At 61.5% G+C, this 25,300-nt stretch carries 16 protein-coding genes; 7 read left to right on the plus strand and 9 right to left on the minus strand.

The annotated features are described in order from the left end of the window. Positions 1-11 precede the first annotated feature (11 nt). From GM668_RS18565 to GM668_RS18585, 5 genes are read right to left on the minus strand one after another with little or no spacing between them, the layout of a single operon-like run. Positions 12-1,199 (minus strand): alpha/beta fold hydrolase, encoded by a 1,188-nt coding sequence (locus tag GM668_RS18565; protein ID WP_155440446.1) that lies wholly within the window; start codon positions 1,197-1,199, stop codon positions 12-14. 32 nt (positions 1,200-1,231) lie between these two features. Next, entirely contained in the window at positions 1,232-2,164 is a 933-nt protein-coding gene (locus GM668_RS18570) for a chlorinating enzyme (protein ID WP_155440447.1), read from the minus strand. Between the two features lie 9 nt (positions 2,165-2,173). Next, positions 2,174-3,985 (minus strand): amino acid adenylation domain-containing protein, encoded by a 1,812-nt coding sequence (locus tag GM668_RS18575; RefSeq protein WP_155440448.1) that lies wholly within the window; start codon positions 3,983-3,985, stop codon positions 2,174-2,176. Positions 3,986-4,003: 18 nt separating this feature from the next. After that, complete coding sequence (locus tag GM668_RS18580; protein ID WP_155440449.1) at positions 4,004-5,260, minus strand: MFS transporter; 1,257 nt, start codon at positions 5,258-5,260, stop codon at positions 4,004-4,006. Further along, entirely contained in the window at positions 5,257-9,816 is a 4,560-nt protein-coding gene (locus GM668_RS18585; RefSeq protein WP_170305701.1) for a non-ribosomal peptide synthetase, read from the minus strand. Before GM668_RS18585 ends, GM668_RS18580 begins: the two co-directional genes overlap by 4 nt. A gap of 318 nt (positions 9,817-10,134) precedes the next feature. Here GM668_RS18585 and GM668_RS18600 point away from each other — a divergent pair, with 318 nt between their 5' ends. After that, complete coding sequence (locus GM668_RS18600) at positions 10,135-13,170, plus strand: hybrid sensor histidine kinase/response regulator (protein ID WP_155440453.1); 3,036 nt, start codon at positions 10,135-10,137, stop codon at positions 13,168-13,170. Between the two features lie 236 nt (positions 13,171-13,406). Here the strand turns inward: GM668_RS18600 and GM668_RS18605 are convergent, their stop codons facing one another. Then, on the minus strand, positions 13,407-14,333 hold the full coding sequence (locus GM668_RS18605) for a histone deacetylase family protein (protein ID WP_155440454.1): 927 nt from the start codon (positions 14,331-14,333) through the stop codon (positions 13,407-13,409). Positions 14,334-14,382: 49 nt separating this feature from the next. On the opposite strand from GM668_RS18605, the gene GM668_RS18610 reads away from it, so the two are divergent. The 5 genes from GM668_RS18610 to GM668_RS18630 all read left to right on the plus strand — a co-directional run bounded on the left by GM668_RS18610 (position 14,383) and on the right by GM668_RS18630 (position 20,281). Then, the gene (locus GM668_RS18610) at positions 14,383-15,303 is read left to right on the plus strand and encodes an AAA family ATPase (protein ID WP_155440455.1); all 921 of its coding nucleotides are present in this window, start codon (positions 14,383-14,385) and stop codon (positions 15,301-15,303) included. A 90-nt stretch (positions 15,304-15,393) separates the two neighbouring features. Further along, positions 15,394-16,353: a DUF58 domain-containing protein gene (locus tag GM668_RS18615; RefSeq protein WP_155440534.1), complete on the plus strand. Its 960-nt coding sequence runs from the start codon at positions 15,394-15,396 to the stop codon at positions 16,351-16,353. Further along, a complete protein-coding gene (locus GM668_RS18620; protein ID WP_170305702.1) occupies positions 16,350-18,362 on the plus strand; it encodes a transglutaminase TgpA family protein in 2,013 nt (670 codons plus the stop codon). The genes GM668_RS18615 and GM668_RS18620 overlap by 4 nt, the downstream gene beginning before the upstream one ends. After that, positions 18,362-19,507, plus strand: a complete 1,146-nt coding sequence (gene mltB, locus GM668_RS18625) for a lytic murein transglycosylase B (RefSeq protein ID WP_155440456.1) — start codon at positions 18,362-18,364, stop codon at positions 19,505-19,507. The genes GM668_RS18620 and mltB overlap by 1 nt, the downstream gene beginning before the upstream one ends. A 453-nt stretch (positions 19,508-19,960) precedes the next feature. Then, a complete protein-coding gene (locus tag GM668_RS18630) occupies positions 19,961-20,281 on the plus strand; it encodes a hypothetical protein (protein ID WP_229499526.1) in 321 nt (106 codons plus the stop codon). 49 nt (positions 20,282-20,330) lie between these two features. On the opposite strand, the gene cysM is transcribed toward GM668_RS18630, so the two are convergent. Further along, positions 20,331-21,233: a cysteine synthase CysM gene (gene cysM, locus GM668_RS18635; protein ID WP_155440458.1), complete on the minus strand. Its 903-nt coding sequence runs from the start codon at positions 21,231-21,233 to the stop codon at positions 20,331-20,333. A 79-nt stretch (positions 21,234-21,312) separates the two neighbouring features. Continuing rightward, positions 21,313-21,873, minus strand: a complete 561-nt coding sequence (locus GM668_RS18640; protein WP_155440459.1) for a GNAT family N-acetyltransferase — start codon at positions 21,871-21,873, stop codon at positions 21,313-21,315. A gap of 131 nt (positions 21,874-22,004) precedes the next feature. Between GM668_RS18640 and GM668_RS18645 the strand changes: the two genes are divergently transcribed. Next, complete coding sequence (locus tag GM668_RS18645) at positions 22,005-23,768, plus strand: FAD-dependent oxidoreductase (protein ID WP_155440460.1); 1,764 nt, start codon at positions 22,005-22,007, stop codon at positions 23,766-23,768. 122 nt (positions 23,769-23,890) lie between these two features. On the opposite strand, the gene GM668_RS18650 is transcribed toward GM668_RS18645, so the two are convergent. Further along, positions 23,891-25,270, minus strand: coding sequence for a M20/M25/M40 family metallo-hydrolase (locus tag GM668_RS18650; RefSeq protein WP_155440461.1), 1,380 nt, complete (start codon positions 25,268-25,270; stop codon positions 23,891-23,893). Positions 25,271-25,300 lie beyond the last annotated feature (30 nt).

A 25,300-nucleotide genomic window follows, 5' to 3' on the forward strand; every position in this document is an offset into this window, starting at 1 on the left:
GAATTCCTCAGTTAAAAACCGCTGCCGATACAAAGCGCGGCTATTTCGCGGTAACGGGCATGGGCGTCAAACAAGCTCAGGTGATCACCGCCTGGCTCCATGTACAGCTTGCAATCGGGCAGCACCTCCGCCAGCCGGCGAGAACCATCCGGATGCGCGGTCTGGTCCCCGGTGCTGCTGATGACCGATACCGCCATGGGCAACTGGCGGGCAATGCCGGCCACGTCGGCCGCCATGACGCTGCCATTAAGCAAGGCGTAGCGGTGCAGGCTGTCCACGGTGGCATAGGGGCACAGGACCGAAGGCAAATGGCGGGGATTCAGGTTTTTCAGCATGCCCGGGTCGTTGAACAAGCCGTGCACGCCTTCCGCACTGTCACGCCCGGCCAGTGCCGTATCAAGCATCCAGCGCAAGTTTTCCTGGTAAGGAGTCTGCAGGGCATCAGCACCAAAGTTGTAATCGCCATGCCATAAGCTCAGCCCTGCAAATGCATCTGGCTGACGGCGCGCCGCTTCCATCGCCACTACCGCGCCGCCGCAGATGCCCATCACATGCGGACGGCTGCCGCAGTAATGGCGCGCCATGTACAGCAAGTCGTCCGCCTGCTCAGCCAGGCCCAGCGCCATGGTGGCGGCGCCGCGCTGCGACGCCTCCGACGCGCCACGGGTTTCCCATGCAAGAACGTTATACCTGCCGCCCAGATGGCTCAGCCATGCACGCGCCATCGGATACGGCATTGCGCACGGCAATACCACGACCACGTCCGGCGCGGCGCGCCGCGTGCTGCGATAACACGTCAGGCGGGCGCCGTCAGCCATCGCGATGCGCTCTATGGTGATGCCGGCATAATAGACGTCGTGGCAATATTGCCGGACGTATTCCGGAATACCCGCCAGGTAGGAAGGATCGGCGCAGCACGCCGCCACCGCCCCGGACCAGGCAGGGGTCAGCAGCGCAGCGAAGTGCTGATCCAGCGCCGCCGCGCACAACGTGGCGGCGCCTCCCGCCAGCGGCCGGAACTCCGGCGCAGCCAGCTCCAGCGTACGGAAAATCGATGCCAGCACGTCCTGCACCGGCCCTGCGTGCGCAGGACTGAATGCGGCGCTGTCGAGAACCACCGGCTGGCGCAGGTTGCCGATCAGCGTACTGAAATCGAGCACCAGTTCCAGCACGGCGTGCAGCGCCTGGTAGCGTTGCATGGCGCCGTCCACCTTCGGGGAGGCTGGCGGCATCACAGCGCGGCGAACTTCAGCGCAGTCGTGGTCTCGGTCGCAATCCGGTTGCGCGGCTCATTGCTCTCGCCGGACACGACCACCGAACCGTATTTCTCCAGGCTGACCTTGCCGCCATATTCTTCCACGTAGTCCGTGTCGGGGTAGACCCGCACATGGGACGGCACATAGCGGGATGCGAAGCCCATGCGCATGTCGCTGGTCTTGCCGCTGTGCGGATGGGAAGCGTGCATCAGCGTGGACCAGAAGATGATGAACTGGCCCGGACGCATCACCATGGACTGTGCCTTGCTTTCATCCGGCTTCCAGTCCGGGTCGATCTGCAATTCGCGGTAGTCGTAGCCGAAGAAGCCGCGCGCCACGCCTTCCTTGGTCTCGCTGTTGACCGAATCCGGGCGGTATTGCATGCGCTTGGTTTCGTCATAGTTCATGCTCTGGTGGGTGCCGGGGATGAACTGCAGGCAGCCGTTATCAACATTGGCTTCGGTGAACGCGGTCCAGACCGTAATGGTGCCGCCGAATTCCTCGTCGTCCGGCCAAACGATCTGCGGCTGTCCCGATGCGTTGGCAAAGGTATCCGCCTGGTGCCAATCGGTGCCTTCGTCGCCGGGGTATTTCGGGAAGAATTCAGTACGCCAGCAAATCAGGTCCGGTCCCAGGATGCTGTTGACGCGGTCAACAATTTCTTTGCGGCAAATATGGCGCGCCAGGAATTCATTGTCCAGATGGCGGTCGTAATTCGAAATATTGGTCACGCCCGATACTGCCGCCTCATCCTGGTACACGGCATTGCTGCGGTCCAGCAGCTTGATACGGTTCCGTTTCCACAGCTCATTCATCTCTTCCGGTTCGTACAGCGTGAAGGGGCCAACGTAGCCGTTTTCCTTGAAAAACTTCACTTGTTCTTCGGTCAATGCAAATTTCTTCGTCATGGTATTTCCTTAATTGGCAGGGTTTTGTTTGCAGAACATGATGGCTTGCACCAGCGACGCGATGCTCACGCCGTCGGCCAGCAAGCTGACGTTGACGCGCACATTGAATTGCTGGTTAATCTTCGCCAGCACGCGCAGCAGGGTCAGCGAAGTTCCGCCGATCTCGAAGAAATCGTCCTCGCGGCCGACCGAATCGACTCCTACCGTTTCACTGACGATGGCGTACACCTTCGCCAGGTAATCAAACTCTGTATTGCCAGACACTTGCTTCTTCCTTTCCGGTTTGGTTAATAACTTCCTGTCCAACTTGCCATTGCCATTGATCGGCAATCCGTCGATCGGGACGAATTCCGATGGCTGCATATGCGTGGGCAATTCACGCTGTGCAGCGGTCCTGAGTTGCCTGGCCAGCGCCGGGGCATCGCTTCCAGCGCCTGCGGCCGGCACATAAAAAGCCACCAGGCGCTGGTCGCCGCCACCATAGTCAAAGACATTGACAACCGCGGCGGCGACGCCCTCCTGGCGCGCCAGGCATGTTTCGATTTCCTGCGGCTCGATACGGAAGCCGCGTACCTTGAGCTGGCTGTCCGCGCGGGACAGGTACACCAGTTCACCGTTGCTTTCCTGGCGCACCAGGTCGCCGGTCTTGTAGACCACGCCTGCGGCTGCGTTACCGGGCAGCGCGAGGAAGCGCTCGGCGGTCAACTCGGGCCGGTTGTAATAGCCCTGCGCCACGCCGCCGCCCTCGATATACATTTCTCCCACCTGCCCTGGCGCCACCGGCTGCATGCCTTCATCGAGCACATGGATACGCAGGTCGGCCAGCGGTATGCCGATCGGGCTGTCGCCGCGCTGGCTGATATCGTCCATGCTGAGTTTCTTCCAGGTGGCATGCACGGTCGCTTCGGTAATGCCGTACATATTGACCAGCGCCGGCCGCTCGGCGCCGAACGCCGCCACCCACGGCCGCAGCATCGCCATTTCCAGCTTTTCGCCGCCAAAAATCACGGTACGCAGCGCCGGCAGTGCGCCGGCGGCCGTGCAGGCAGGGATCAGGTTGCGGAATGCCGACGCCGTGGAATTCAAGACCGTGATGCGCTGCTCGCGCAGCAATGCCTGGAATTCGTCCGGCGAGCGTGAAACCGCGTAAGGCACGATCACCACGCGTGCCCCGGTCAGCAACGGTGCCCACATTTCCCATACAGAAAAATCGAAGCCGATTGAATGGAACAGCGTCCACGCGTCGTCCGGGCCAAAGCCAAACAGTCCAACGGTGCTGTCGAGCAAGCGTAATGCGTTGTAATGGCTGACCACTACGCCCTTGGGCTTGCCAGTGGAGCCCGAGGTATAAATCATGTAGGCCGGCTGGGCGCCATCCACGGCGGCCGTACCGGCAGTCACTGGATCACGTGCCGGCAGGCGGTCGACCTGCAGTGTTTCCAGCTCAGCCAGGCACGGCATGCTGGAATGGCTGACCAGGAATTGCATCTGGCTGTCTTCAACCAGGTATTGCAGGCGCTCGGCGGGGAATGTCGGGTCCAGCGGCACATATGTCCCGCCGGCCTTCAGGATGCCCAATATGGCCGCCACCATGTCCGTGCCGCGCTCCAGGTACAGGCCGACATTGGCTCCCGTTTGCGGCAGCCGGCCAGCGAGGGCAGCGGCAATCTGCTCTGCCTGGCGGTCGAGTTCACGGTAAGTAAGGCTGCGCAGCCCGTCGGTCACGGCGATGTGCTCTGGGTACTGCGCCACGCTGCGGGAAAACGCGGCGTGCAGGGAGCCCTGGCCGGCGAAGCGGCCATCTGTGGATGCTGTCTTCAATTGAAAATCCTTGTGTGCTTAGTGAATGTCTTCGGCCGGCGCCAAGCCGTCCAGGTGCCTTAACGGCGATGCCAGCAGGCTGCTGAGGCTCAACAGCAAGCCCATGGTGATTACCACCAATAAGGTCGGCTTGATGCCGATGGTGCCGCCACACCAGCCGCCAACCAGCGCTCCCAGCGGCCGGATGCCCAGCGTGGCAACCCGTACTGTGGCCGTCATCCGGCCCAGCATGTGAAGCGGCGTCAGGGATTGCCGCAACGATACGTTGTTGACTTCATAGACCGTGGTGCAAATCCCATACATAAACATGGCGCAGCACAGGGAAAGGCAACGCATCGGCTGCGAACCGCTGGCAAGCGGAATCAGGTATGCCGACAACGCAGCCACAATCACGGCAAAAATGATGGAATTGCCCGTACCCAGGCGCTGCGCCAGCGCCTTCACCGACAATGCACCTGCCAGGATGCCCACGCCCATCGCGGAAAAAATCAGCCCCAGGGACCCGGCCGGCAATTGCAGCTGGTTCAGCGCGTAATACACCAGCAATGCCTGAATCACCCCCACCACAAATTGCCATGCCCCCAGCCGCAATGTGATGGCGCGCAGGATGCGGTGGGTAAATACAAAGCGCAAACCCGACAGAATTTCTTGCCGCATCGGCGGCCGCCCGCCGCGGTCTGCGGCATGGCCCACGTCGTCATGATGCCGTTGCGAGCCGATAAAGATGCTCGATCCCATGTACGTCAATGCGTTGGCCAGTACCGCCACCGTCGGCCCCAGCCACTGGATCAACGCCCCTGCCACCATCGGCCCGGCCGCCTCCGCGCTCGACGTACTGACCGCCAGCTTGCTATAAGCGTCAACCAGGGACTCCTTGCCCACCACCAGCGGCGTATAGGCTGCCGAAGCAATGTTGAACCACACTTCCGCGGTACCGATCAGGAATGCCACGCCATACAGCGCCTCAATCGACAACCATTGGCGCCACGCCAGCAAAGGGACCGCCAGCAGCAGCGAGGCGCGCGCAGCATTGGCGCTGACCAGCACCAGCCGCTTTTGCAAGCGGTCGACCCAGCCGCCTGCCAGCAGTCCCAGCAACAGGTAGGGCAAAGTCTCCGCCGCCACAAGCCGGCCCATTTGTTCGGGCGTCGCCTGCAACGTCACTGCGGCGATCAGCGGGAAAGCCAGCAGGCTGACTTTGGCGCCCATTTCCGACAAGGTATGGGCGGCCCATAGCCGGACAAAAATGCTGTTTGCCAGCAAGCTGCTTTTCATGCCGCCGCCTTCTGTGGCGGCGCCAAATCCAGTGCGGCCCGGCGCAGGTCCGCCATATAAGCATCCATCACCCCCTGCACCGCAGCACGGCCATAGCGCATGCCGTCGCTTTCGATTTTCAGGTACAGCTGGCCACTGTCTTTTTCCAGCGAAACGAAAACGTTGATGGGGTAATGGAATTTATCGTGGCCATATTTCCTCATCAGTTGCAGTTGTCCGGTGCCGCCATATGCGGTCTGGTTATGGAAATTGACGTAGTTGAAGGTCACTTCCGGCTGGCTAAGCGGGCCGTCAGCGGCGCCGATCCGATGCAATGGATACGCGCTGAACTTTTCCATCTCGATCAGCTTGCGGTGGCAGGCGTGCATGTCGCCTGCCTCGCTGCCACCAGAGCACACCAGCGGTAACATATTCCAGAACAGGCCCAGGCTCTCCAGTGGATCGCTCAGGCTTTCCTTTCGTCCATTCATGACCACCCCCATGACTTGGCAAGGCCGGCCCAGTGCACGCTGCAGACTCTTGTTCAGCACTGCGATCAGTAGCGCCCTGAGCGTCACCTGGTGCGCCATTGCCGCCTGCACCAGCGCATTGCTGACGTCATGGGGAATCCAGCCTTCCAGCGGCAGGTTGCGTTTTCCGGGCGCACCGGCCATATGCGACGGATGCTGCGCCCGCGCCTCGGCCGCCTGGCTTGCCCAGAACGCGATGTGTTCCGCGTTGCCGGCATTATGCTGTTCCAGTGCGATGTATTCCAGCAAGACGTTCTCCTGCTGCGCGAACTGCACCGGCTGCCCATCCCGAAGCGCCAGGTACAGGTCGAAAAGCTGCGACAGGAACAGCTGATTGCCCCAGCCGTCATCGATACCATGGTGGATCGACATGCACAGCTCAAAACAGGTGTCGGATAGCGCAAACCAGCTGAAACGCAGCAGGGGGGCATCCGGCGCGTTGTGCCTGAACGGCAGGCGGCGGTCTTGCTGGATGAACCCGGCAATCCACTGTTCCTGCGCAGCCGCATCGAACTTCCGCAAATCGTACACAGCCAGCGGCACGTCCAGCGAGGCGGCAGTGGTTTGCAGCCACTCGCCGTCATCGGTGCATAGTACCAGCGTCCTCAGGACCGGATGCGCCTGCACCAGGCGGGTAATCGCGCGCGCCATGGCGCCACTGTCGGGCTGAGGGTCGCGGAAGCGGTAGGATTGCTGCACATGGAATACCCCTTGGCCGTCACCCGCATAACAGCGATAGTGGTCAAATACGTGGGCCTGCATGGCCGATACCGCGTACACCGCCTGGCCGACGCCCAGCCGCGCCAGTAATGCATCGCGCGCCGGTGACGGCGGCAGCGGCGCCAATGGCATGCCAGCGGCGCGGCCCGCCGCATGGTCCTGGTTCACATGCATCGCGAGTACGCTGATGGTCTGGTAATTGAGGATATCGATCACCCCGACTGCAATACCATGCTGTTTGCAGCGCTGCGCCACCATGACAGCGCGGATCGAATCACCGCCAATGGCAAAGAAATTGTCGTGTATGCCGATGTCGCGCCGCTCCAGCACATCTTGCCACGCAGCCAGGATTGCCACCTGCAGCGGCGTATGCGCCGCCTCGTACGTATCGCTGGCGCGTGCCTCCGGCAATGCCAGGGCGAGCAGTTCATCTTTGGCCACCTTGCCGTTGTGCGTCAGCGGAATGCGCTCGACCAGCACGATGTCCTGGGGAATCATGAATGCCGGCAGGCTGGCGGACAGCGCTTGCTTGATCGCCAAGCCGTCCGGCGCAGCGACGCCGCGCGCCGGCACCAGGTACGCCACCAGCCGCTCCAGCCCCTTGCCATCACTCTTGACCAGCACCGCAGCCTGCGCCACTTCCGGCAAGAGCAGCAGGCTGGCTTCGATTTCGCCGATTTCGATGCGATGGCCGCGCACTTTAACCTGGTGATCGATGCGGCCTATATATTCGAGCTCGCCGTCTGCATGGCGCTTGGCCAAGTCGCCGCTGCGGTACAGGCGGTGTGGTAACCCATCCGCCAGCACTTTCGTGATGAAGCGTTCCCGATTCAATTGTTCGCGGCTGTGATACCCCAGCGCCACACCCGGCCCGCCGACATGGATTTCCCCCACCATGCCGACCGGCACCGGGTTGCCGCCCTCGTCAAACAGATGCAGCGACAGGTCGGGAATCGGTTCGCCGATCAGGCTTCGGGTCTGGCTGGCAATGTCGGCTTGCGTGATACGGCGGTACGTCACATGCACCGTGGTCTCGGTGATACCGTACATATTGATCAATTGCGGCTGATCGCTGCCGTAGCGCGCCACCCATGGCGCCAGCGATTGCAACGTCAATGCTTCGCCGCCGAAAATCACGCAGCGCAGCGCGGACAGGCGGTCGCCGGGCGCATAGTCGGCAGTTTCCACCAGCGACAATTGCTGGAACGCAGACGGGGTCTGGTTAAGGATGGTCACGCCTTTTTCCTTCAGCAGCTGGCGGAAATCCTGGGGGCTGCGCGACACGTCGTAAGGCACCACCACCAGCCGGCCGCCATACAGCAAGGCGCCAAAGATTTCCCAAACGGAGAAGTCGAAAGAATAGGAATGGAACAGCGTCCAGACATCTCGCTGGCTGAAGCCAAACCAGTGCTCCGTCTGGGTGAACAAACGCATCACATTGCGGTGCGACACCAGCACGCCTTTGGGCCGGCCGGTGGAACCCGACGTATAAATACTGTAGGCAACGCGTTCAGGGTCGGCGGGAACAACCGGTGGGTCGCCGCCCTCGTCCTCCGCGCCGGGCTGGTTCAGCACGATGCGCTGCACGCCCGCCCCGAATTGCGGCCCGGTCTCATCGGCAACGATCACCAGCCGGCAGCCGGAATCGTCAAGCATATATTGGAGCCGTTCCGCCGGGTAGCCTGGATCGAGCGGCAGGTAGCCGCAACCAGCCTTCAGGATCGCCAGCATGCCGACGATGAGGTCGATCCCGCGTGGCAGGGACAACCCCACCATGCCGCCCACTGCCGCGCCGCCACGCACCAGGCGCCGGCACAGGCGGTCGGCCTGGAAGTTCAAGTCCCGGTAACTGATGCACATGGCGCCGCATTCAACGGCAACCGCATCCGGATACAGGTGAGCGCTCCGCTCAAACCACTGATGCAAAGCCGGCATCTCCTCGCCGCCCTGTACTGGAACGACGGTGAGCGGAACGGCCGCCACCGAAGGCGCGGCGCTCAACACAGGCTGGCTGATCGGTTGCCCTGGCTGCGCACAAAAATCGCCCAGCAATTGAAGGTAATGCTGCCATAACTGCGCCACTTCGCCTGCCTCGAACACACTGGTCGCAAATTCAATGATGCCGCGCGCCCCACTTTCATCAATATCAATCGTCAGGTTGAGGTCGAATTTGGCCGTATCAGCTGGCATTAATACTTGCCGCACTTGCGTGCCATTGAGTTGCAAGCTGCCGGCACGGCGGTCCTGCAGCAGGAATACCACCTGGAACAATGGATTATAGGCGCTATCTCGCCTTATATTCAGCGCTTCGAATATCTTTTCAAATTGAATCGCCTCATGCTCTTGGGCATTGATAATATCCTGGTATACCGCGGCAATCGCGTCCGAGAAAATATCATCTTTATTATGATTATTGCGATAGACCAGCGTATTGGTAAACATGCCAATAATACCGTCCGCATTTGGCATATTCCGGTTTGCGGAAGGATAACCAATACAAAATTGCTGCTGACGGGAATACCTCTGCAACAGCACAGACAGCACTGTCAGCAATACAGAGAATAAAGTGACTTTGTAATGGCGCGCCACCCCGGCAGCTGCCTGGTAAATATCATCGGGAATATCAAATATCGCGCTGGCGCCACGATAATCAAATACTTTTCCCCGGCGCTGGTTCAGCGCGAGCTCCAAGCATGGCGTCACCCCATCCAGGTAGCGCTGCCAATACTGGCTGTGCATCTCGGCTGAACGCTGCTGCACCGCATCCTGCTGCCAAGCGACATACTGCGAATAAGAGGCAGGCGGCGCTGGCAGGCTGCTTGCTCCGCCTTGGCATAAATCGCGGTACAGGGTCTCAATCTCGTCAAACAAGAGCGCGGAGGACCAGCCGTCATAGACAATATGGTGCACACCAAAACAAACCAGGTGCCCGCCGCCGCTGGAAACGATCAAAACACGCAGCGGCAGTTCCGCCAGCAAATCAAATGGCTGAGCCAGGCGCGCAGCAATAAAGTCCACCGCCGCAGCGCGCTCATTCAATTCCGCATGATATTCAATGAATTGACCATCATTCACGGCTTCGCGGTCCGGAACCTGTGTGATCTGGCCATCCCGCTCATAGAAACGAACCACCAATCCAGCATGGCTAACCAGCACCGTTTTTATTGCCTTGATCAGCAAGGAAACGTCCAAGGCGCCCTGGACATCGAATACCTGGGAAATATTATAGACCGGCAGTTCTGGCAGCAAACTGTATTGAAACCAAATCTTCTTCTGCTCATGAGACAGCGGATAACCTTCGCCGTCGAAAATGCTCTTCTCGGACAACAGAAACTCCTATTTCAATGCACCACAATACAGGCCCAGGAATTATTTCCCCTAGTCAATTAAGACCATATTACTAAGTAAATAACACTGCGTCAATGTGATCTGACGCAAATAATTAGAAAAAATTATCTAAAAATAAATAATAACTTCACAATAAATAGTCACAAATAATCACATCGCATTTATTTCGGAAATGCCGAACCGCACTGCGCGTGCGGAGTGGCCCGTCTACAACGGCTGCCACGCTGATGCATAAGACTGTCCCACTTGCGAACGGGCAATGATATGGTGTGTTCATTTGCTCCACGAACCTTCCTGATGAAATTACTTACCTCACAACAATCCCGTCGGCTGTTTGCCGGGCTGGCTGCCGCCGTCTGTGTGGTCTTCGTCGTGGTAGCGGGCTTTGTCTTGCATACTTTGCAGCAAAGCCGCGCACGGTATTACGCCAACGCGGAAGAACAATCGCGCAACCTCGCCATCGCGCTGGAAAACTTCCTGCGCGGGCACTTCCATGAAGTCGATTTGACGGTGCGCCGCGCCGCCGACGAATTCCGCCAGCAGCATGCCCAGAACCGCTTCGATGCCGCCGAATTCAGCACCTTCCTGCGTTCATTGAAAGAACGGGTTCCGCATGCGCGTTCGATCCGCGGTTCCGACGCGGATGGCCGCGTGATTTATGGCGAAGACATCGACTCGTCGAACATCCAGAACCTGGGCATCCGCGAGTTTTACCAGCGCGCGAAAACCGAACGCGACCTGGTATTCGGCGTCCCCGTCAAATCGCGCATCACGGGCGACTGGGTCTTGCCGCTGATGTATGCAATGACGATGCCGGATGGCCGCTTTGGCGGCACTGCCTACGTCAACATGACCACCAAGACGATTTCCGAAGTCATCGCGGCGATGAATGTGGGCGCCCATGGGGTCATTACCTTGCTGGACAGCCGGCACCGCATCTTGCACCGCTATCCGGAAGCACAGGAAATCCTGCTGGGCAGCGAGGTGCAATTGTCCGCGCCCACCCGCGCCGCGCTGGAGTCCGGCGCGCAGCATGCAAGCTATGTCACGGAAAGCCTGCGCGATGGCTTGCAGCGCGTCATCAGCCTGGAACGCATCGGCCAGTATCCCGTGTACGTGGTGGTGGGGTTGTCCAGCGATGATTTTTTGGAGCCGTGGCGCACGGAAGTCCGCAGCGCGATGCTGTTCCTGGCCGCCCTGTTTGCGCTGTCGGCGGTGCTGCTGCTGGGCGCGCGCCAGTCGCTGCGCCGCCAGCACAGGATGGTTGAACAACTGATCAAGGCCAAGGATGCCGCACTGGCGGCGGGACGGGCGAAATCCGATTTCGTGGCCAACATGAGCCATGAAATCCGCACGCCGATGAATGCCGTGCTGGGCATGCTGCAACTGCTGCAGCACACAGCGCTCGACGTCCGCCAGCGCGACTACACAGCCAAGGCAGAAGCCGCCGCGCGCACCTTGCTTGGCCTGCTCAACGATATCCTGGATTTTTCCAAAGTCGAAGCCGGCAAGCTGGAACTGGAACATGCGCCATTCAGCATGGACCGCCTGCTGCGCGAATTGTCCGTCATCCTGTCCGCGTACACGGGCGGCAAGCCGGTGGAAGTCGTATTCGACGTCGATCCACAATTGCCGCACTGGCTGCAAGGCGATTCGCTGCGCCTGCAGCAAGTACTGCTGAACCTGTGCGGCAATGCCATTAAATTCACGGCGGAAGGCGAAGTGGCGCTGACGGTGCGCGTGGAAGACAGCGCCGCTGAAGGCGGCCGCACCCGCGTCATGTTTGCCGTGCGCGATACGGGGATCGGTATTTCAGCGGAACAGTGCAGCCATATCTTCGATGGCTTCAGCCAGGCGGAAACATCGACAGCGCGCCGTTATGGCGGCTCCGGACTGGGGCTGGCGATTTCACAACGGCTGGTGCGGCTGATGGGCGGTGAATTGTCGGTGGCCAGCACGCCCGGCGCGGGCAGCGTGTTTTCGTTTGCCGTGGCATTTGAACCGGCTGAAGCGCCGGCCAGCGCGCCGCTGCAGGCGGCCGACCTGCAAGGGCTGGAATGCCTCGTGATCGACGACCACTCCGGCGCGCGCCAGGCGTTGGCCAGCATGGCGGCATCCTTTGGCTGGCGCGTGGACATGGCCGATAACGGCCTCGATGCGATGAAGCGCGTCATGGAGCGCAGCGCCGGCAAGCCTTATGACGTGCTGCTGGTGGACTGGCGCATGCCGCTGCTCGATGGCTGGGACACCAGCGTGCAATTGCGCGAATTGCTGCCGGCCGAACAGACGCCGCTGATCCTGATGGTGACGGCGCACGACCGTGAACCGCTGGCATTGCGCCAGGCGCAGCATGAAAACCAGCAGCAAGCGGTACTCGATGGCGTGCTGATCAAGCCCGTGACGGCATCGATGCTGTTTGACGCCGTTGCCGATGCGATGGCGCGGCGCGGGCAAACGGACTTGCCGGAACAGGCGCCGCAGCCGGCATCGCTGCTGCGCTTGCGCGGCCTGCAGCTGCTGCTGGTGGAAGACAATCCGACCAACCAGCAAGTGGCGTGCGAACTGCTCGCTTACGAAGGTGCGCACGTGGACGTGGCCGGCGGCGGGCAAGATGCCGTCAACCAGATCCTGGATGCGGACACGCTGCCGGATGCGATCTTAATGGATATCCAGATGCCGGACATGGATGGCTATGCTGCGACCCGTTTGATCCTCGGCGGCCTGCAGGAACAGGGCCGCACGCCGCCGCCCATCATTGCCATGACAGCCAATGCCATGCAATCGGACCGCGATGCTGCGCAGGAGGCCGGCATGGCGGACCACGTGGGCAAACCGTTTGACTTATCGGCGCTGGTGCACGTCATCTTAAAACACACGGGCCGCACAGCAGCCGGCAGCGCGGCCATGCAGCCGCCAGCCGTCGCGGCGCCGGCGGCCGATTCTGCCGATGCGGCGGACACGCTCAATACCGCTGCCGCGCTGCGCCAGCTGGGGGGCCTGGTACCTGTCTACCAGATTGCACTACGCCGCTTTGGCGATGAAGCGCACACGCTGCGGCAGCAATTGCGCCACGCATTGGACCACGATGACGCGCCGGCAGCCCGCGCGCCGCTGCATGTGATGAAAGGGCTGGCCGGCACGGTCGGCGCGGAGCGCCTGGCGCAATTGGCCGGCGATGCGGAGCGCGCCGTGCGTGCCTCCGCGGACCAGGGCAGCGGGCTGACGGCGGATGCGCGCGAGCAGGCCGAAGCCGTGCTGGCCGCGCTGCCTTCCACCGTCAGCGCGGTGGCGGCGCTGCTGGCGCACTATCCGCCTGCGGCCGTGCATAGCTGACGGTCAGCATTTCCCACTGGTGTCCCTCCGGCACATTCCAATACACCATGCGCCCGCCCAGCATGGTGTTGATTTGCCGGTCCACGGGGCCGAACACCCCAGCGCGCTGGGCGCCCACGGCACGCCCAGTAATTCCGCCAATTGCTTTGCCGCCGCCACCTGGTCGCGGCAAGGGATAATAAAATGGTCCAGCTGAATCGCCATACATTTCTCCTATTCCGCGGGCCAGAGGACGCCTACAATTCCGCCAACGCTTTCACATGGGCCGCGACGCTGCGCCCCAGCGCGGACAGGTTGTAGCCGCCTTCCAGGCAACTGACAATGCGCCCCTTCGCATAGCGTTTTGCCACGGCCATCACTTGTTCCGTCATCCACGCATAATCCGCTTCCACCAGGCTCATGCCGCCCAGATCATCTTCGCGGTGGGCATCGAAACCAGCCGATATAAAGATCATTTCAGGCTGGAACGCTTGCAGCGCAGGCAGCCATTTATCGATGACCAGCTGGCGCACGACGTCGCCGCCGGAACGGGCCGGCACCGGTACGTTGACGCGGTTCGGCGTTTCCGGACGGGGCGGCGTGTACGGGTAAAACGGGTGCTGGTAAAAACTCACCATCAGCGCGCGGGGCTCATCGAGCAGCGCTTCTTCCGTGCCATTGCCGTGGTGGACGTCGAAATCCACGATCGCCACGCGCTGCAGCCCCCGCACATCCAATGCATGCTTGGCCGCGATGGCCACATTGTTGAACAGGCAGAAGCCCATCGGTTCCGACGGACGCGCATGGTGGCCCGGCGGGCGTACCGAGCAAAAGGCGTTGGCGATGGCGCCATCGATGACGGCATCGGTGGCCGCCACGGCAGCGCCGGCGGCGCGCAGCGCGGCCCGCCAGCTGTGGGCGTTAAGCGACGTATCGCCATCGATCGGGTAATGCTCACCCACGGGTGGAATATTGTCGCGCACGATGGCAATCGCATTGGCCGTATGGTTGCGGGCGATGTCCGCCACGTCGGCCAGCGGCGCTTCGCGCTGCTCCACCAGGCTGTCGAGGCGCGAATTGATGAGCTGGTCCTGGATCGCCTGAAGGCGCGCAGGCGATTCCGGATGCCATCCCCCCATTTCGTGCAACAGGCACTCGGGGTGGCTATAGATTGCAGTAGTCATCGTGTTTAGTGAATAATGTTGATGCATCTCCTCACCGGATAATAAACCCATGTACACAAAACTGCATGCAGTTGCACGCCAGGTTTGCGAGATTATCGTCGGCAAGGACACGCAAGTGCGGCAAGCGCTGACTTGCCTGCTGGCGGGCGGCCACTTGCTGGTGGAAGACGTGCCCGGCGTGGGCAAAACCACGCTGGCGCATGCGCTGTCGATTTCCCTGGGCCTGCACTTCAACCGCATCCAGTTCACCAGCGACTTGCTGCCGGCCGATGTGGCCGGCATCTCCATCTATGAGCGGGAAAAGAACGGCTTTGTGTTCCACCCTGGCCCCATTTTCACGCAAGTGCTGCTGGCTGATGAAATCAACCGGGCCACGCCGAAAACCCAGTCCGGCCTGCTGGAAGCCATGGAAGAGCGGCAAGTGACGGCCGATGGCGTCACGCGTCCGCTGCCGGAACCGTTTTTTGTCATTGCCACGCAAAATCCGACCCACCAGGTCGGCACCTTCCCCCTGCCGGAATCCCAGCTGGACCGCTTCCTCATGTGCCTGTCGCTGGGCTACCCCGATCCGGCGGCCGAACGGGCGCTGCTGCTGGGCGACGACCGGCGCACGCTCTTAAAATCTTTGCCGGCCGCCATGACGCCGGCCGAACTGGCGGCAGCGCAGCGCAGCCTGCGCGATATCCACGTGTCGCCCGCGCTGGCCACGTATGTGCAGGCGCTGGCGCAGGCGTCGCGCCAGAACGGCGCCTTTGCGGAAGGCTTGAGCCCCCGGGCGGCGCTGGCCCTGCTGCAGGCGGCGCGCGCATGGGCTGCGCTGGAGGGGCGCGACCACGTGCTGCCGGAAGATGTGCAAGCCGTGCTGGTGCCCGTCTGCGCACACCGGCTGCGCCCCCTGAAGGCAGCGCATGGCGTGGCGCTGGCCAGCCGGGACCTGGTGCTGCAGTTGCAGCAATCCGTCCCGGTGTAATCGATGCCGGCCGCCGCGCGCAGGAAACTGGACCGCTGGCTGGGGCCGCTGCATCGCCTGGCCGATCCAGTGGCTGCGCCGCTGCGCCGCATGATCAATTCCATGCTGTTCCAGTTGAAGGAAAAGGAACCGGGCCACGTGGTGCTGGTCATGCGGCGCGTGTTTATCGTGCCGACGCGCCCCGGGCTGGCGTTTTCCGGCTTGCTGCTGGTGATGCTGATCGGCTCCATCAATTACACGCTGGGCCTGGGCTTTGCGCTGACGTTTTTCACGGCGGCATGCGCGGTGGCGGACATGGTCATGACGGCGAAAAACCTGGCCATGCTGCGCCTCGTGCCGGGCCGCGCGCAGCCAGTATTTTCCGGCCAGGAAGCGCAATTTGAATTGCACGTGCATAACGATACGATGCGCGACCGCTATGCGATTTTGCTGGGTTTCTTGCATGACGGCGAGCCCCGCCACGCCGTCGACGTGCCGTCAGCGGCCAGCGCCAAGGTGACATTATCGGCCGCAACGGAAGGACGGGGCTGGCTGGCGGCGCCCCGCGTGCGGCTCATGACGCGTTTTCCGCTGGGCCTGTTCCGGTCATGGAGCTATTGGCAGCCGGATTTACGGGTGCTGGTCTATCCGGCGCCGGAAACCGACGCGCCGCCGCTGCCCATGAGCGGCGCCGCCAGCGAAGATGGCCACGGCACCGTCGGTCTCGATAATTTTGCCGGCATCCGCAGCTACCAGCCGGGCGACCCCATGCGCCAGCTGGCGTGGCGCCACATTGCACGCGTCGATCCCTCCATCGGCGGACAACTGGTCACCAAGCATTTCGAAGGGGGCGCCGTCGCCGACATCCTGCTGGACTTCGCTGCCCTGCCGCCCAGCCTCGACGTGGAAATGCGGCTGGCGCGGCTGACGCGCTGGGTATTGGAAGCCGAAGCGCGGGCCCTGCCCTATGCGCTGCGCGTGGGCGGGCGCGAACTGGGTCCCGGCCTGGGCGACGCGCACCGCGCAGCGTGCCTGCAAGCGCTGGCATTGTATGGCGAGGATGCGCCGTGAAGCCCGCTATCAAGCCCAAACAGCTGCGCGAACTGCCGCGCGATAAAGCCGATACGCTGCTGTTGCTGGCGGCAGCCTTGCTGGTGCTGGCGCCGCACATGGGCCATTTGCCGCTGTGGACCACGGCCGTCGTGCTGGGCACGCTGGCGTGGCGGGCCGCCATCACGTGGCGCGGCAAACGCATGCCGCCGCTGTGGCTGCTCTTGCCTGTCTCCGTGGCCGCCATGGCCGGCGTGTACGCCAGCTACCGCACGTTGCTGGGGCGCGATGCGGGCGTCGCCATGCTGGCCCTGCTGCTGGCCTTCAAGCTGCTGGAAATGCATGCGCGGCGCGACTTGTTTGTCGTGATTTTCCTCAGCTTTTTCATGCTGCTGACAACCTTCTTCTACACGCAGGCAATCTGGATGGCAATCTTGATGGCGGGCAGCGTCGTCGTGTTGCTGACCACCCTGATGACATTCCAGTACACCGGCGCCGTGCCGCCCTTGCGCCGCAGGCTGCGTGACACAGGGCGCATTTTCATGATTGCGTCGCCGCTGGCTGTGTTCCTGTTCATCGCCTTCCCCCGCTTCCAGGGACCGTTGTGGGGCTTGCCCGGCGATGCGCGCAGCGGCAAGAGCGGCATGTCCGACACCATGTCGCCCGGTTCCGTGGCGAGCCTGGCGCTGTCGGAAGAAGTCGTGTTCCGCGTGCGCTTTTTCGGCCCGCCGCCGCCCCAGTCCAAACTGTACTGGCGCGGCATCGTGCTGTCGGATTTCGATGGCAAAACGTGGACGCGCAGCAGCCGCCCGCTGTATGCGTATGGCGAAAACCTGCAAGACTTGACCATCACCGTGCAGGGCGAACCGCTGCGCCATGACATCACGCTGGAGCCAGCCGGCAAGCGCTGGCTGTTCAGCCTGGAATTGACGGCGCCCGACGTGCACGTGCCGGGCGGCATCGTGGCCAGCGATGAACTGGAACTGACCGCCCGTTCGCCCATGTATGAACGGGTGCGCTATAGCGCCACCGCCTGGGTCAACCACCAGTGGCAAGCCAGTTTGCCGCCGGAACGCATGGCCAGGTGGCTGCGCTTGCCGCAGGATTACAACCCGCGCACGCTGGAACTGGCGCAAGCGCTGCGCCGTCCCGGCGATCCGGCCGCCGCCATTGACGCCGTGCTGGCCATGTTCCGCCGCGAACCATTCCGCTATACGCTGGAGCCGCCCCCGCTGGGCCGCCATACCGTCGATGACTTCCTGTTCACTACCCGCGCGGGCTTTTGCGAACATTACGCCGCCGCGTTCACCGTGCTGATGCGGGCCATGGGCATCCCGGCCCGCGTCGTCAATGGCTACCAGGGCGGCGAAATGAATCCGGTGGACGGCTACCTGACTGTGCGCCAATCCGACGCCCATGCATGGGCCGAAGTGTGGCTGCCGCAGCGGGGCTGGGTGCGTATCGATCCCACGGCCGCCGTGGCGCCGGAACGGGTCGAACATAACCTGGCGCGCAGCCTGCCGCAAAATGCGCCCTTCGGCCTCGATGGCCTGGCCGGGTTGCGCAACAACCCCGATTCGTGGCTGTCGCAGCTCCGTTTTAGCATCAATGCATTGAATAATGCGTGGAACCAATGGGTCCTCGATTACAATCCCGACAGGCAGCGTAGTTTCCTTGAAGAATTGAGCTTCGGCTTGTTCAACTGGCGCGGCGCAGCCGGTGTGGCGGCCATTGCCGCGCTGGTGCTGTTGATGCGCAACTTGCGGCGGCGTGTGGTACCAGATCCCGTCGAAGCGGCCTACGCGGCGTTTTGCCGCATGATGGCCAGGAAAGGATGGGAGCGCCGGCTGGATGAAGGACCGCACAGCTATGCGCTGCGCTTGCAGGATTTGGAATTACCGGAAACAAAGAAAGCTGCCATGCGCAACTTTCTGGAATTGTATGGCAAGCTCAAATATGGGCCGCCTGACGTCAAGCATCCCGCGTCCGCTGACAGGCTGAACGCATTACTGAATGAGCTAAAGAACTGATGAAACTGCGTACTTGCACCTCTTCCTGCCTGCTGGCGCTGGCATTGTCCGGCCTGGCACTGCCTTCCGTTTCGCAAGCGGCTTCGGACAAGCCGGCCAAGACGGCCAAAGCCAAGGCATCGAAGAAGAAGACCAAGACGCCGGCTGCGCCGAAAAAAGCCCCGATAGATTACGACGGCGAGTTCGTCAATTTCGGCCAGTGGAAAGAAGTCAAACAATTCCTCGATGACTTGTCCGTACGCCAGGGCTTTGACCGGGCGGAACTGGAAGCCACGATTGCCAAGACGCGCTACGTGGATGCGGCCGTGCAATTGATGAAACCCGCGCCGCCGGGCAAGCCGAAAAACTGGCAGGCGTACAAGCAATTGTTTATCGAGCCGAGCCGTATCAATGGCGGTGTGCGGTTCTGGAATGACAACCGCGATGCGCTGGCGCGCGCCGAAGCGCTGTATGGCGTGCCGGCCGATATCATTGTCAGCATTATCGGTGTGGAAACAATTTATGGCGCCAATACAGGCCGCTTCCGCGTCATGGATGCGTTGACCACGTTGGCCTTTGCCTACCCGCTGGCGCCGCAGCGGGCCAGCCGCATGGAATTCTTCCGCCAGGAACTGGAAAGTACCTTGGTGTATGCGCGCCAGGCCGGCATCGATCCATTCTCGCTGCAAGGTTCGTATGCAGGCGCTGTTGGCTTGCCGCAATTCATGCCTAGCAACATCATGAAATATGCAGTGGATTTTGACGGCGACGGCAAGATCGACTTGCGCAGCTCGGCCATTGACGCCATCGGCAGCGTTGCGGCTTTCCTCGTGGCGCACGGCTGGCGCCGCGACGACACCGGTCCCCTGGCATATCCCGCCACCGTATCGTCCAGCGGCCAATGGACGCGCTACATCAACCAGGGCCTGGAAGCCAAATTCCGCCAGCAGGACTTGATGGCAGACGGCATCGTCTCCACTTCCTCTTTACCGCCGGGCATGTTGTTTGGCCTGGTGGATTTGCAAAACGGCGCTGACGCGACGGAATTCTGGCTGGCAACGAATAACTTCTATGCCATTACGCAATACAACCGCAGTTATTTCTATGCCATGTCCGTGGTGGAACTGGGGCGCGCCATTAAAGCGGCGCGGGGCGCATCGATGTGACTGGCTTGTGTCACAAAGTTGCATGCATGTAAGGTTGCGTAAATTGGCTTGAAATCTTGCTCGACGGCAGCTATTGTATAGTTGATACTTGGAAACACGATATGTTTCGTATCGTGTGGCAATGACAACGCTTTTTGCCGTATACTCAACTTTGTCCAAAAGACAAAACGCGGATGCGGGATCTGCGCAGGCATGCTACCACGCGCATGCCACACCAATTCTCACACATTGTTGCAGTCAGACAACAACAATGTTAGTTGCTCGTGAGTATGGATTTGCTTGATGTTGTACAATTGTGTATATATTATGAAACTTGTTATTTCGGAATTCCGTCCGTGTGTAAACGTTCCCAAGTAAGGAGGAACATGGCCGCAGGCTCCGAGTGTTTCAACTTTGCAGGACCAACTTTACAGAAGGAACAGACGAATCATGACAAACCAAGTCGGAATTGATATGAACAACGATTCGGAAGGCGATGATCTGCTGCAGTACAACCCGAATCGCCTGCTCGACACGCTGATCGAGAACCTGCGCCTGAAAAACGATGCCGCCCTGTCGCGCGCATTGGAAGTGGCGCCACCGGTCATCAGTAAAATTCGCCACCACCGCCTGCCGGTCGGCGCATCGCTGCTGATCCGCATGCACGAAGTCAGCGACCTGTCGATCCGTGACCTGCGCTACCTGATGGGCGACCGCCGTAACAAGTTCCGCATCAGCGACAAGCAGTTCAAGCCAAAAGAAGGCGAAGGCGGCGGTTCGCAAAACCAGGGCTGATTTCACCCGGCATCCCTCCCCACGCGGGGAGGGAATGCGCTTTCCAGCTTCAGGCTGGGAACACCCCCGTCGACAGATAGCGGTCACCGCGGTCGCACACGACGAATACGATCGTGGCATTTTCCACGGTCTGCGATATCCGCAGTGCTATTTCACAGGCGCCTGCTGCCGAAATCCCGCAGAAGATGCCTTCTTCCGCCGCCAGACGGCGCGCCATGCGCTCCGCAGCTGCCTGCGTCACATATTCAATTTGATCCACCCGCGCCTTGTCGTAAATCTTCGGCAGGTACGCATCCGGCCATTTGCGGATACCGGCGATTTGCGAGCCTTCTTCCGGCTGCGCGCCAATGATGCGGATCTTGTCGTTTTGCGATTTCAGGTATTGCGACACGCCCATGATGGTGCCGGTGGTGCCCATGGCGCTGACGAAGTGCGTAATTTTGCCTTCCGTATCGCGCCAGATTTCCGGGCCCGTGCCTTCCACGTGGGCGCGCGGATTGTCGCCATTGGCAAACTGGTCGAGGATGATGCCTTTGCCATCCTTTTGCATTTGCTCTGCCAGGTCGCGCGCATATTCCATGCCGCCGGTCTTAGGCGTCAGCATGATCTGCGCGCCATACGCAGCCATCGCCTGGCGCCGTTCTTCGCTCTGGTTTTCCGGCATCAGCAACAGCATTTTGTAGCCGCGGATGGCAGCGGCCATGGCCAGTGCAATTCCCGTGTTGCCGGATGTCGCTTCAATCAGCGTGTCGCCCGGCTTGATGTCGCCCCGCTCTTCCGCGCGGCGCAGCATCGACATCGCGGCACGGTCCTTGACGGAACCGGCTGGATTATTGCCTTCGAGCTTGCCGAGGATGATGTTGCCGCGGGCAGCCGCATCCGCTCCGGGAATGCGCACCAGTTGAACCAGCGGCGTGTTGCCGATCGTATCGGCAATAGTCTTGTAAGCCATCGTGTTCTTGTCGTTTATATGCAAAACGGCCATTGTAATCCGAGACGGCCAAGTATGCCCGGATCGCCCTGCATGGCGGCTATCTGGCCAGTTTCAGCGACATCAGCGTGTACGACAATTGTTCGCCATCGATACGGAACATGTCGGCAATTTCTCCGGTCTGGCGGAAGCCGGCCTTGCGGTACAGGGCCAACGCCGGTTCGTTCACGCTCAGCACTTCCAGGTCGATCCATTCCAGCAAGGTGGCGCTGCGCGCCCATGCCAGTGCCGACGCCATCAGCACGCCGCCCAGCCCCTGCCGGCGCGCCAGCCGGTGCACGCCCATGCCCAGCAGCGCACGGTGCGCGGCGCCGTTTTCCGGGCGGGCGCGTAAATCAATGTGGCCCAGGATGCCGTCCGTTCCCTGCGCCACCCACGCGCGGCGCCAGCCCGCGTCGCCCACCGGCGTGCGCATGCCGCGCGTGAAAGCCGCTTCCTTATCTTGCGGGAATGAAGAACGTTCGCGCGGCAGCGGCTGGAACAGCGGGGCGCCGTGCAAGCCATTGTCTTTCAAATGGTCGTTCAGATAGCGGAAAAACTCCGGCAATTCATCGGGAATGACGGGGCGGATCGAAGGATGCGGCCTGCTTGCTGCGGACATGGATGCGTGTTGGAGAAAAGGTAACGGTTGATTGTAGCAGCGAGCCGGGAAATTAGGACTTTGACCATGTAAATACGCTAGACTGTGCTTGAAATGTGAACGACGTTCCCCCCTCCCGACACGGAATTCCCATGGCCACCGACAGCGCAGATTTCACACCCGAACAGTCTTCCCTCGATCCCGTCGCCGCGTCCCTCGGCAGCCTGGCGTCGCGCCGGCACCAGATGTTCCCCAAGTTGAACGAACACGAAATCCGCCGCCTGCACCGCTTTGGCGCCGTGCGCCACTTCCGTGACGGCGAACGGCTGTATGAAGCGGGCCGCACGAGTTTCGGCATGCTGCTGGTCTTGAAGGGCAAGGTCGCCATCAGCCGCTACGATGGCCTGGGCAATACGTCGCCCATCGTCGAACATGGCCCCGGCGAATTCGGCGCGGAAGTGGGGCAGTTGTCGGGGCGCCCTTCCCTCGTCAATGGCGATGCCGTGGGTGACGTGGAAGTGCTGGTGATCCCGCCCGAACAATTGCGCGCGCTGGTGATCGCGGAAGCGGAACTGGGCGAGCGCATCGTGCGTGCGTTGATACTGCGCCGTGTGGGGCTGCTGGAGGTGAATTCCGGCGGCCCGGTGCTGGTGGGCCCGCCCGGCAATTCGTGCCTGCACAATTTGCAAAGCTGGCTGTCGTCCAATGGCTACCCGCATACGGTGCTGGATCCGAAAGTGGACAAGCAGGCAGCCGCGCTGTGCGAACACTATCATCCCCGCCCCGAAGAACTGCCGCTGGTGGTGTGCCCCGATGGCAGCGTGAAAAAAAACCCGACCAATGTGGAACTGGGCCGCTGCCTTGGCATGCTGCCGGAACTGTCTTCCGACAAAGTGTGGGACGTCATCGTCGTCGGCGCGGGTCCGGCCGGACTGGCGACGGCCGTGTATGCGGCCTCCGAAGGCTTGTCCGTGCTGGCGCTGGAAACCCGCGCCTTTGGCGGGCAGGCCGCCGCGTCGGCGCGGATTGAAAATTACCTGGGGTTCCCGACCGGGATTTCCGGCGGCGCCCTGGCCGGACGCGCGTTCGTGCAATCGCAAAAATTCGGTGTGGAGATTGCCATTCCCGCACCGGCCGGACGGCTGATTTGCAATACGTATCCGCTGCAAGTGGAAATGTGCGGCAGCCTGCAGCGCTTGCAGGCCAAGACTGTCGTGCTGTCATGCGGCGCGCGCTACCGCCGCCCGAATTTGCCGAACTTGAAGCAGTTTGAAGGAAGGGGCGTGTATTACTGGGCATCGCCGATCGAAGCGAAGCTGTGCAAGACGGAAGAAGTCGTGCTGGTCGGCGGCGGCAATTCCGCAGGGCAGGCCGCTGTATTCTTGTCCGGCCATGCCGCCAAGGTGCACATGCTGGTACGGGGACCTGGACTGGCTGCCACCATGTCGAGCTACCTGATCGAGCGCATCGCCGCGACGCCGAATATCGAACTGCATACGCACAGTGAAATCCTGTCGCTGGAGGGCGATGATGAAGACGGGCTGCAGCACGTCACGATACGCTGCAGTGAAAGCGGCGAAGAGTGCAAATATCCGGTGCGGCACGTGTTCCTGTTCATCGGCGCCGATCCGAATACCGGCTGGCTGCATGACTGCGGCGTCGATGTCGATGACAAGGGCTTTATCCGCACGGGCTTTGACGTGACGAAGTCGCAGTGCCGCGCCAATTTTGACAGCGGCGTATATCCGCCCGACTTGCCGGCGCGCGCTGCGCTGGAAACTTCCGTGCCGGGCGTCTTTGCCATTGGCGACGTACGGGCCAATTCCACCAAGCGGGTGGCGGCAGCCGTCGGGGAAGGCGCGGCGGTGGTGGCGCAGATTCATGCGTTCCTGGCGAACTTGCCGCGCGACCGCTAGCTACAAGCGCTGCACGTCTCGTCATCCTCGCGCATGCCTCGGCGGCCCCGCGAGCGGCCTATGGATTCCCGCGTGCGCGGGAATGACGAATCAACGGCTGGCTCTATTCGCGGAGTACTGAGTTACTTCAACGGCATGGGATACGTCGCCGGACTGGCATTGCCATCTTTATCGACAGCTTGCACGCCAAAGAAATAATTATCCTTCGACAGCGGAATCTTCGCTTCCGTCACATTGCCCACCCACTTCGAACCCTGCCAGTCCGCCGCCGTCGTCTCGCGCCATACGACGCGGTAGCCGGCCAGGTCTGGCTCACTGTTTGCCTGCCACACGAGGGACGAATCGTTTTCCAGCTGCGCCGTCCGCATCTGCACCTTTTGCGGCGAGGCCGGGGCCAGCGCCAGCGTGGCCAGCGCCGCGGCATTGACGCGGGCGACTTTCGCGATGTAGCTGTAATCGTTGTACTCAGGCAGGTCGCCTATCGTCACGCCATTTTCCGTACGCACGTTCTGGTGCTGGTGATTGAAGTCTTCGGCGGGTTCCGTAAAGCGCAGCGCCGCATAGCCCCGTTCCAGGAAGGGCATATGGTCGCCGCCCCGCAAGTAGCGGTCGCGGCGCTGGATCACACTGACCTTGAACCCTTTGACATAGCGCTCGCCCTGCTCTTTCACGTGGCGCGCCAGCTGGCGGGAAATCGTGTCGTTTTCACCGCCCGTTAAAATCAGCGAACGCACGGCGTCGCTCATGTCTTTCTCGACCGGGATGCCTTCCGCGAACAGGCGCACTTGCCTGTCATCAGCCTTGCCGTGTTCATCGCGCGAACTGCCAATGATGTCGTTGGTGAACATGCCGGCAATGTTCATATTCTTTTGCTTCGCCTGTTCCGCCCAGTGTGCAGAACCCAGCAAGCCCTGCTCTTCCGCCGCCACCGTCATGAATACGATGGTGGCGTCGAATTTGTACTTCGACATCACGCACGCCATTTCCATCACGGCCGCCGTACCGGACGCATCGTCATTGGCGCCCGGCGCATAACCTTTTTCATCCATGACGTCCGTGTTGCGGGAATCATAGTGGCCGCTGACCACATAGATGCGGTCCGCACTGGCAGGCTGCGTGCCCGGCAGCGTTGCCACCACGTTCACAATTTCCGTCGGGCGGCTGATACGGCGCGATACCGGCGCGACGTGGCTGTCGAACGCCACTTGTAAACGGCCGCCATTGGCGGCATTGCATTTTTCAAATTCACTCTTGATCCAGCGCCGCGCGGCGCCGATGCCCACGGTGTCCGACTCGGTGTCAGACATCGTGTGGCGCGTATGGAAACCCACCAGCCTGCGGATGGTGGCTTCGATACGCTGCGGTGAAATTTCGCTGACGATTTTATCGATTTGCGGCTGGTGCGCCGCCACGTTGGGCGCCGTGGCGGGAGCGGCAGCGCAGGCTGCGTTGACTGCCAGTGCGCAGGCGAACGCCGGCAGCGTCTTGGTGATGAGGGCCATGATGTCGTCCTTGTGGTGAAGGCCGCCGCG

The organism is Pseudoduganella ginsengisoli, from assembly GCF_009720865.1.
In the GTDB taxonomy this organism is placed as follows: domain Bacteria; phylum Pseudomonadota; class Gammaproteobacteria; order Burkholderiales; family Burkholderiaceae_D; genus Rugamonas; species Rugamonas ginsengisoli.

Coding starts and splice junctions, on each gene's coding strand:
- GM668_RS18565 (WP_155440446.1), bottom strand. CDS start 1,199: ATGCAACGCTACCAGGCGCTGCACGCCGTGCTGGAACTGGTGCTCGAT.
- GM668_RS18570 (WP_155440447.1), bottom strand. CDS start 2,164: ATGACGAAGAAATTTGCATTGACCGAAGAACAAGTGAAGTTTTTCAAG.
- GM668_RS18580 (WP_155440449.1), bottom strand. CDS start 5,260: ATGAAAAGCAGCTTGCTGGCAAACAGCATTTTTGTCCGGCTATGGGCC.
- GM668_RS18600 (WP_155440453.1), top strand. CDS start 10,135: ATGAAATTACTTACCTCACAACAATCCCGTCGGCTGTTTGCCGGGCTG.
- GM668_RS18605 (WP_155440454.1), bottom strand. CDS start 14,333: ATGACTACTGCAATCTATAGCCACCCCGAGTGCCTGTTGCACGAAATG.
- GM668_RS18610 (WP_155440455.1), top strand. CDS start 14,383: ATGTACACAAAACTGCATGCAGTTGCACGCCAGGTTTGCGAGATTATC.
- GM668_RS18615 (WP_155440534.1), top strand. CDS start 15,394: ATGATCAATTCCATGCTGTTCCAGTTGAAGGAAAAGGAACCGGGCCAC.
- mltB (WP_155440456.1), top strand. CDS start 18,362: ATGAAACTGCGTACTTGCACCTCTTCCTGCCTGCTGGCGCTGGCATTG.
- GM668_RS18630 (WP_229499526.1), top strand. CDS start 19,961: ATGAACAACGATTCGGAAGGCGATGATCTGCTGCAGTACAACCCGAAT.
- cysM (WP_155440458.1), bottom strand. CDS start 21,233: ATGGCTTACAAGACTATTGCCGATACGATCGGCAACACGCCGCTGGTT.
- GM668_RS18640 (WP_155440459.1), bottom strand. CDS start 21,873: ATGTCCGCAGCAAGCAGGCCGCATCCTTCGATCCGCCCCGTCATTCCC.
- GM668_RS18645 (WP_155440460.1), top strand. CDS start 22,005: ATGGCCACCGACAGCGCAGATTTCACACCCGAACAGTCTTCCCTCGAT.
- GM668_RS18650 (WP_155440461.1), bottom strand. CDS start 25,270: ATGGCCCTCATCACCAAGACGCTGCCGGCGTTCGCCTGCGCACTGGCA.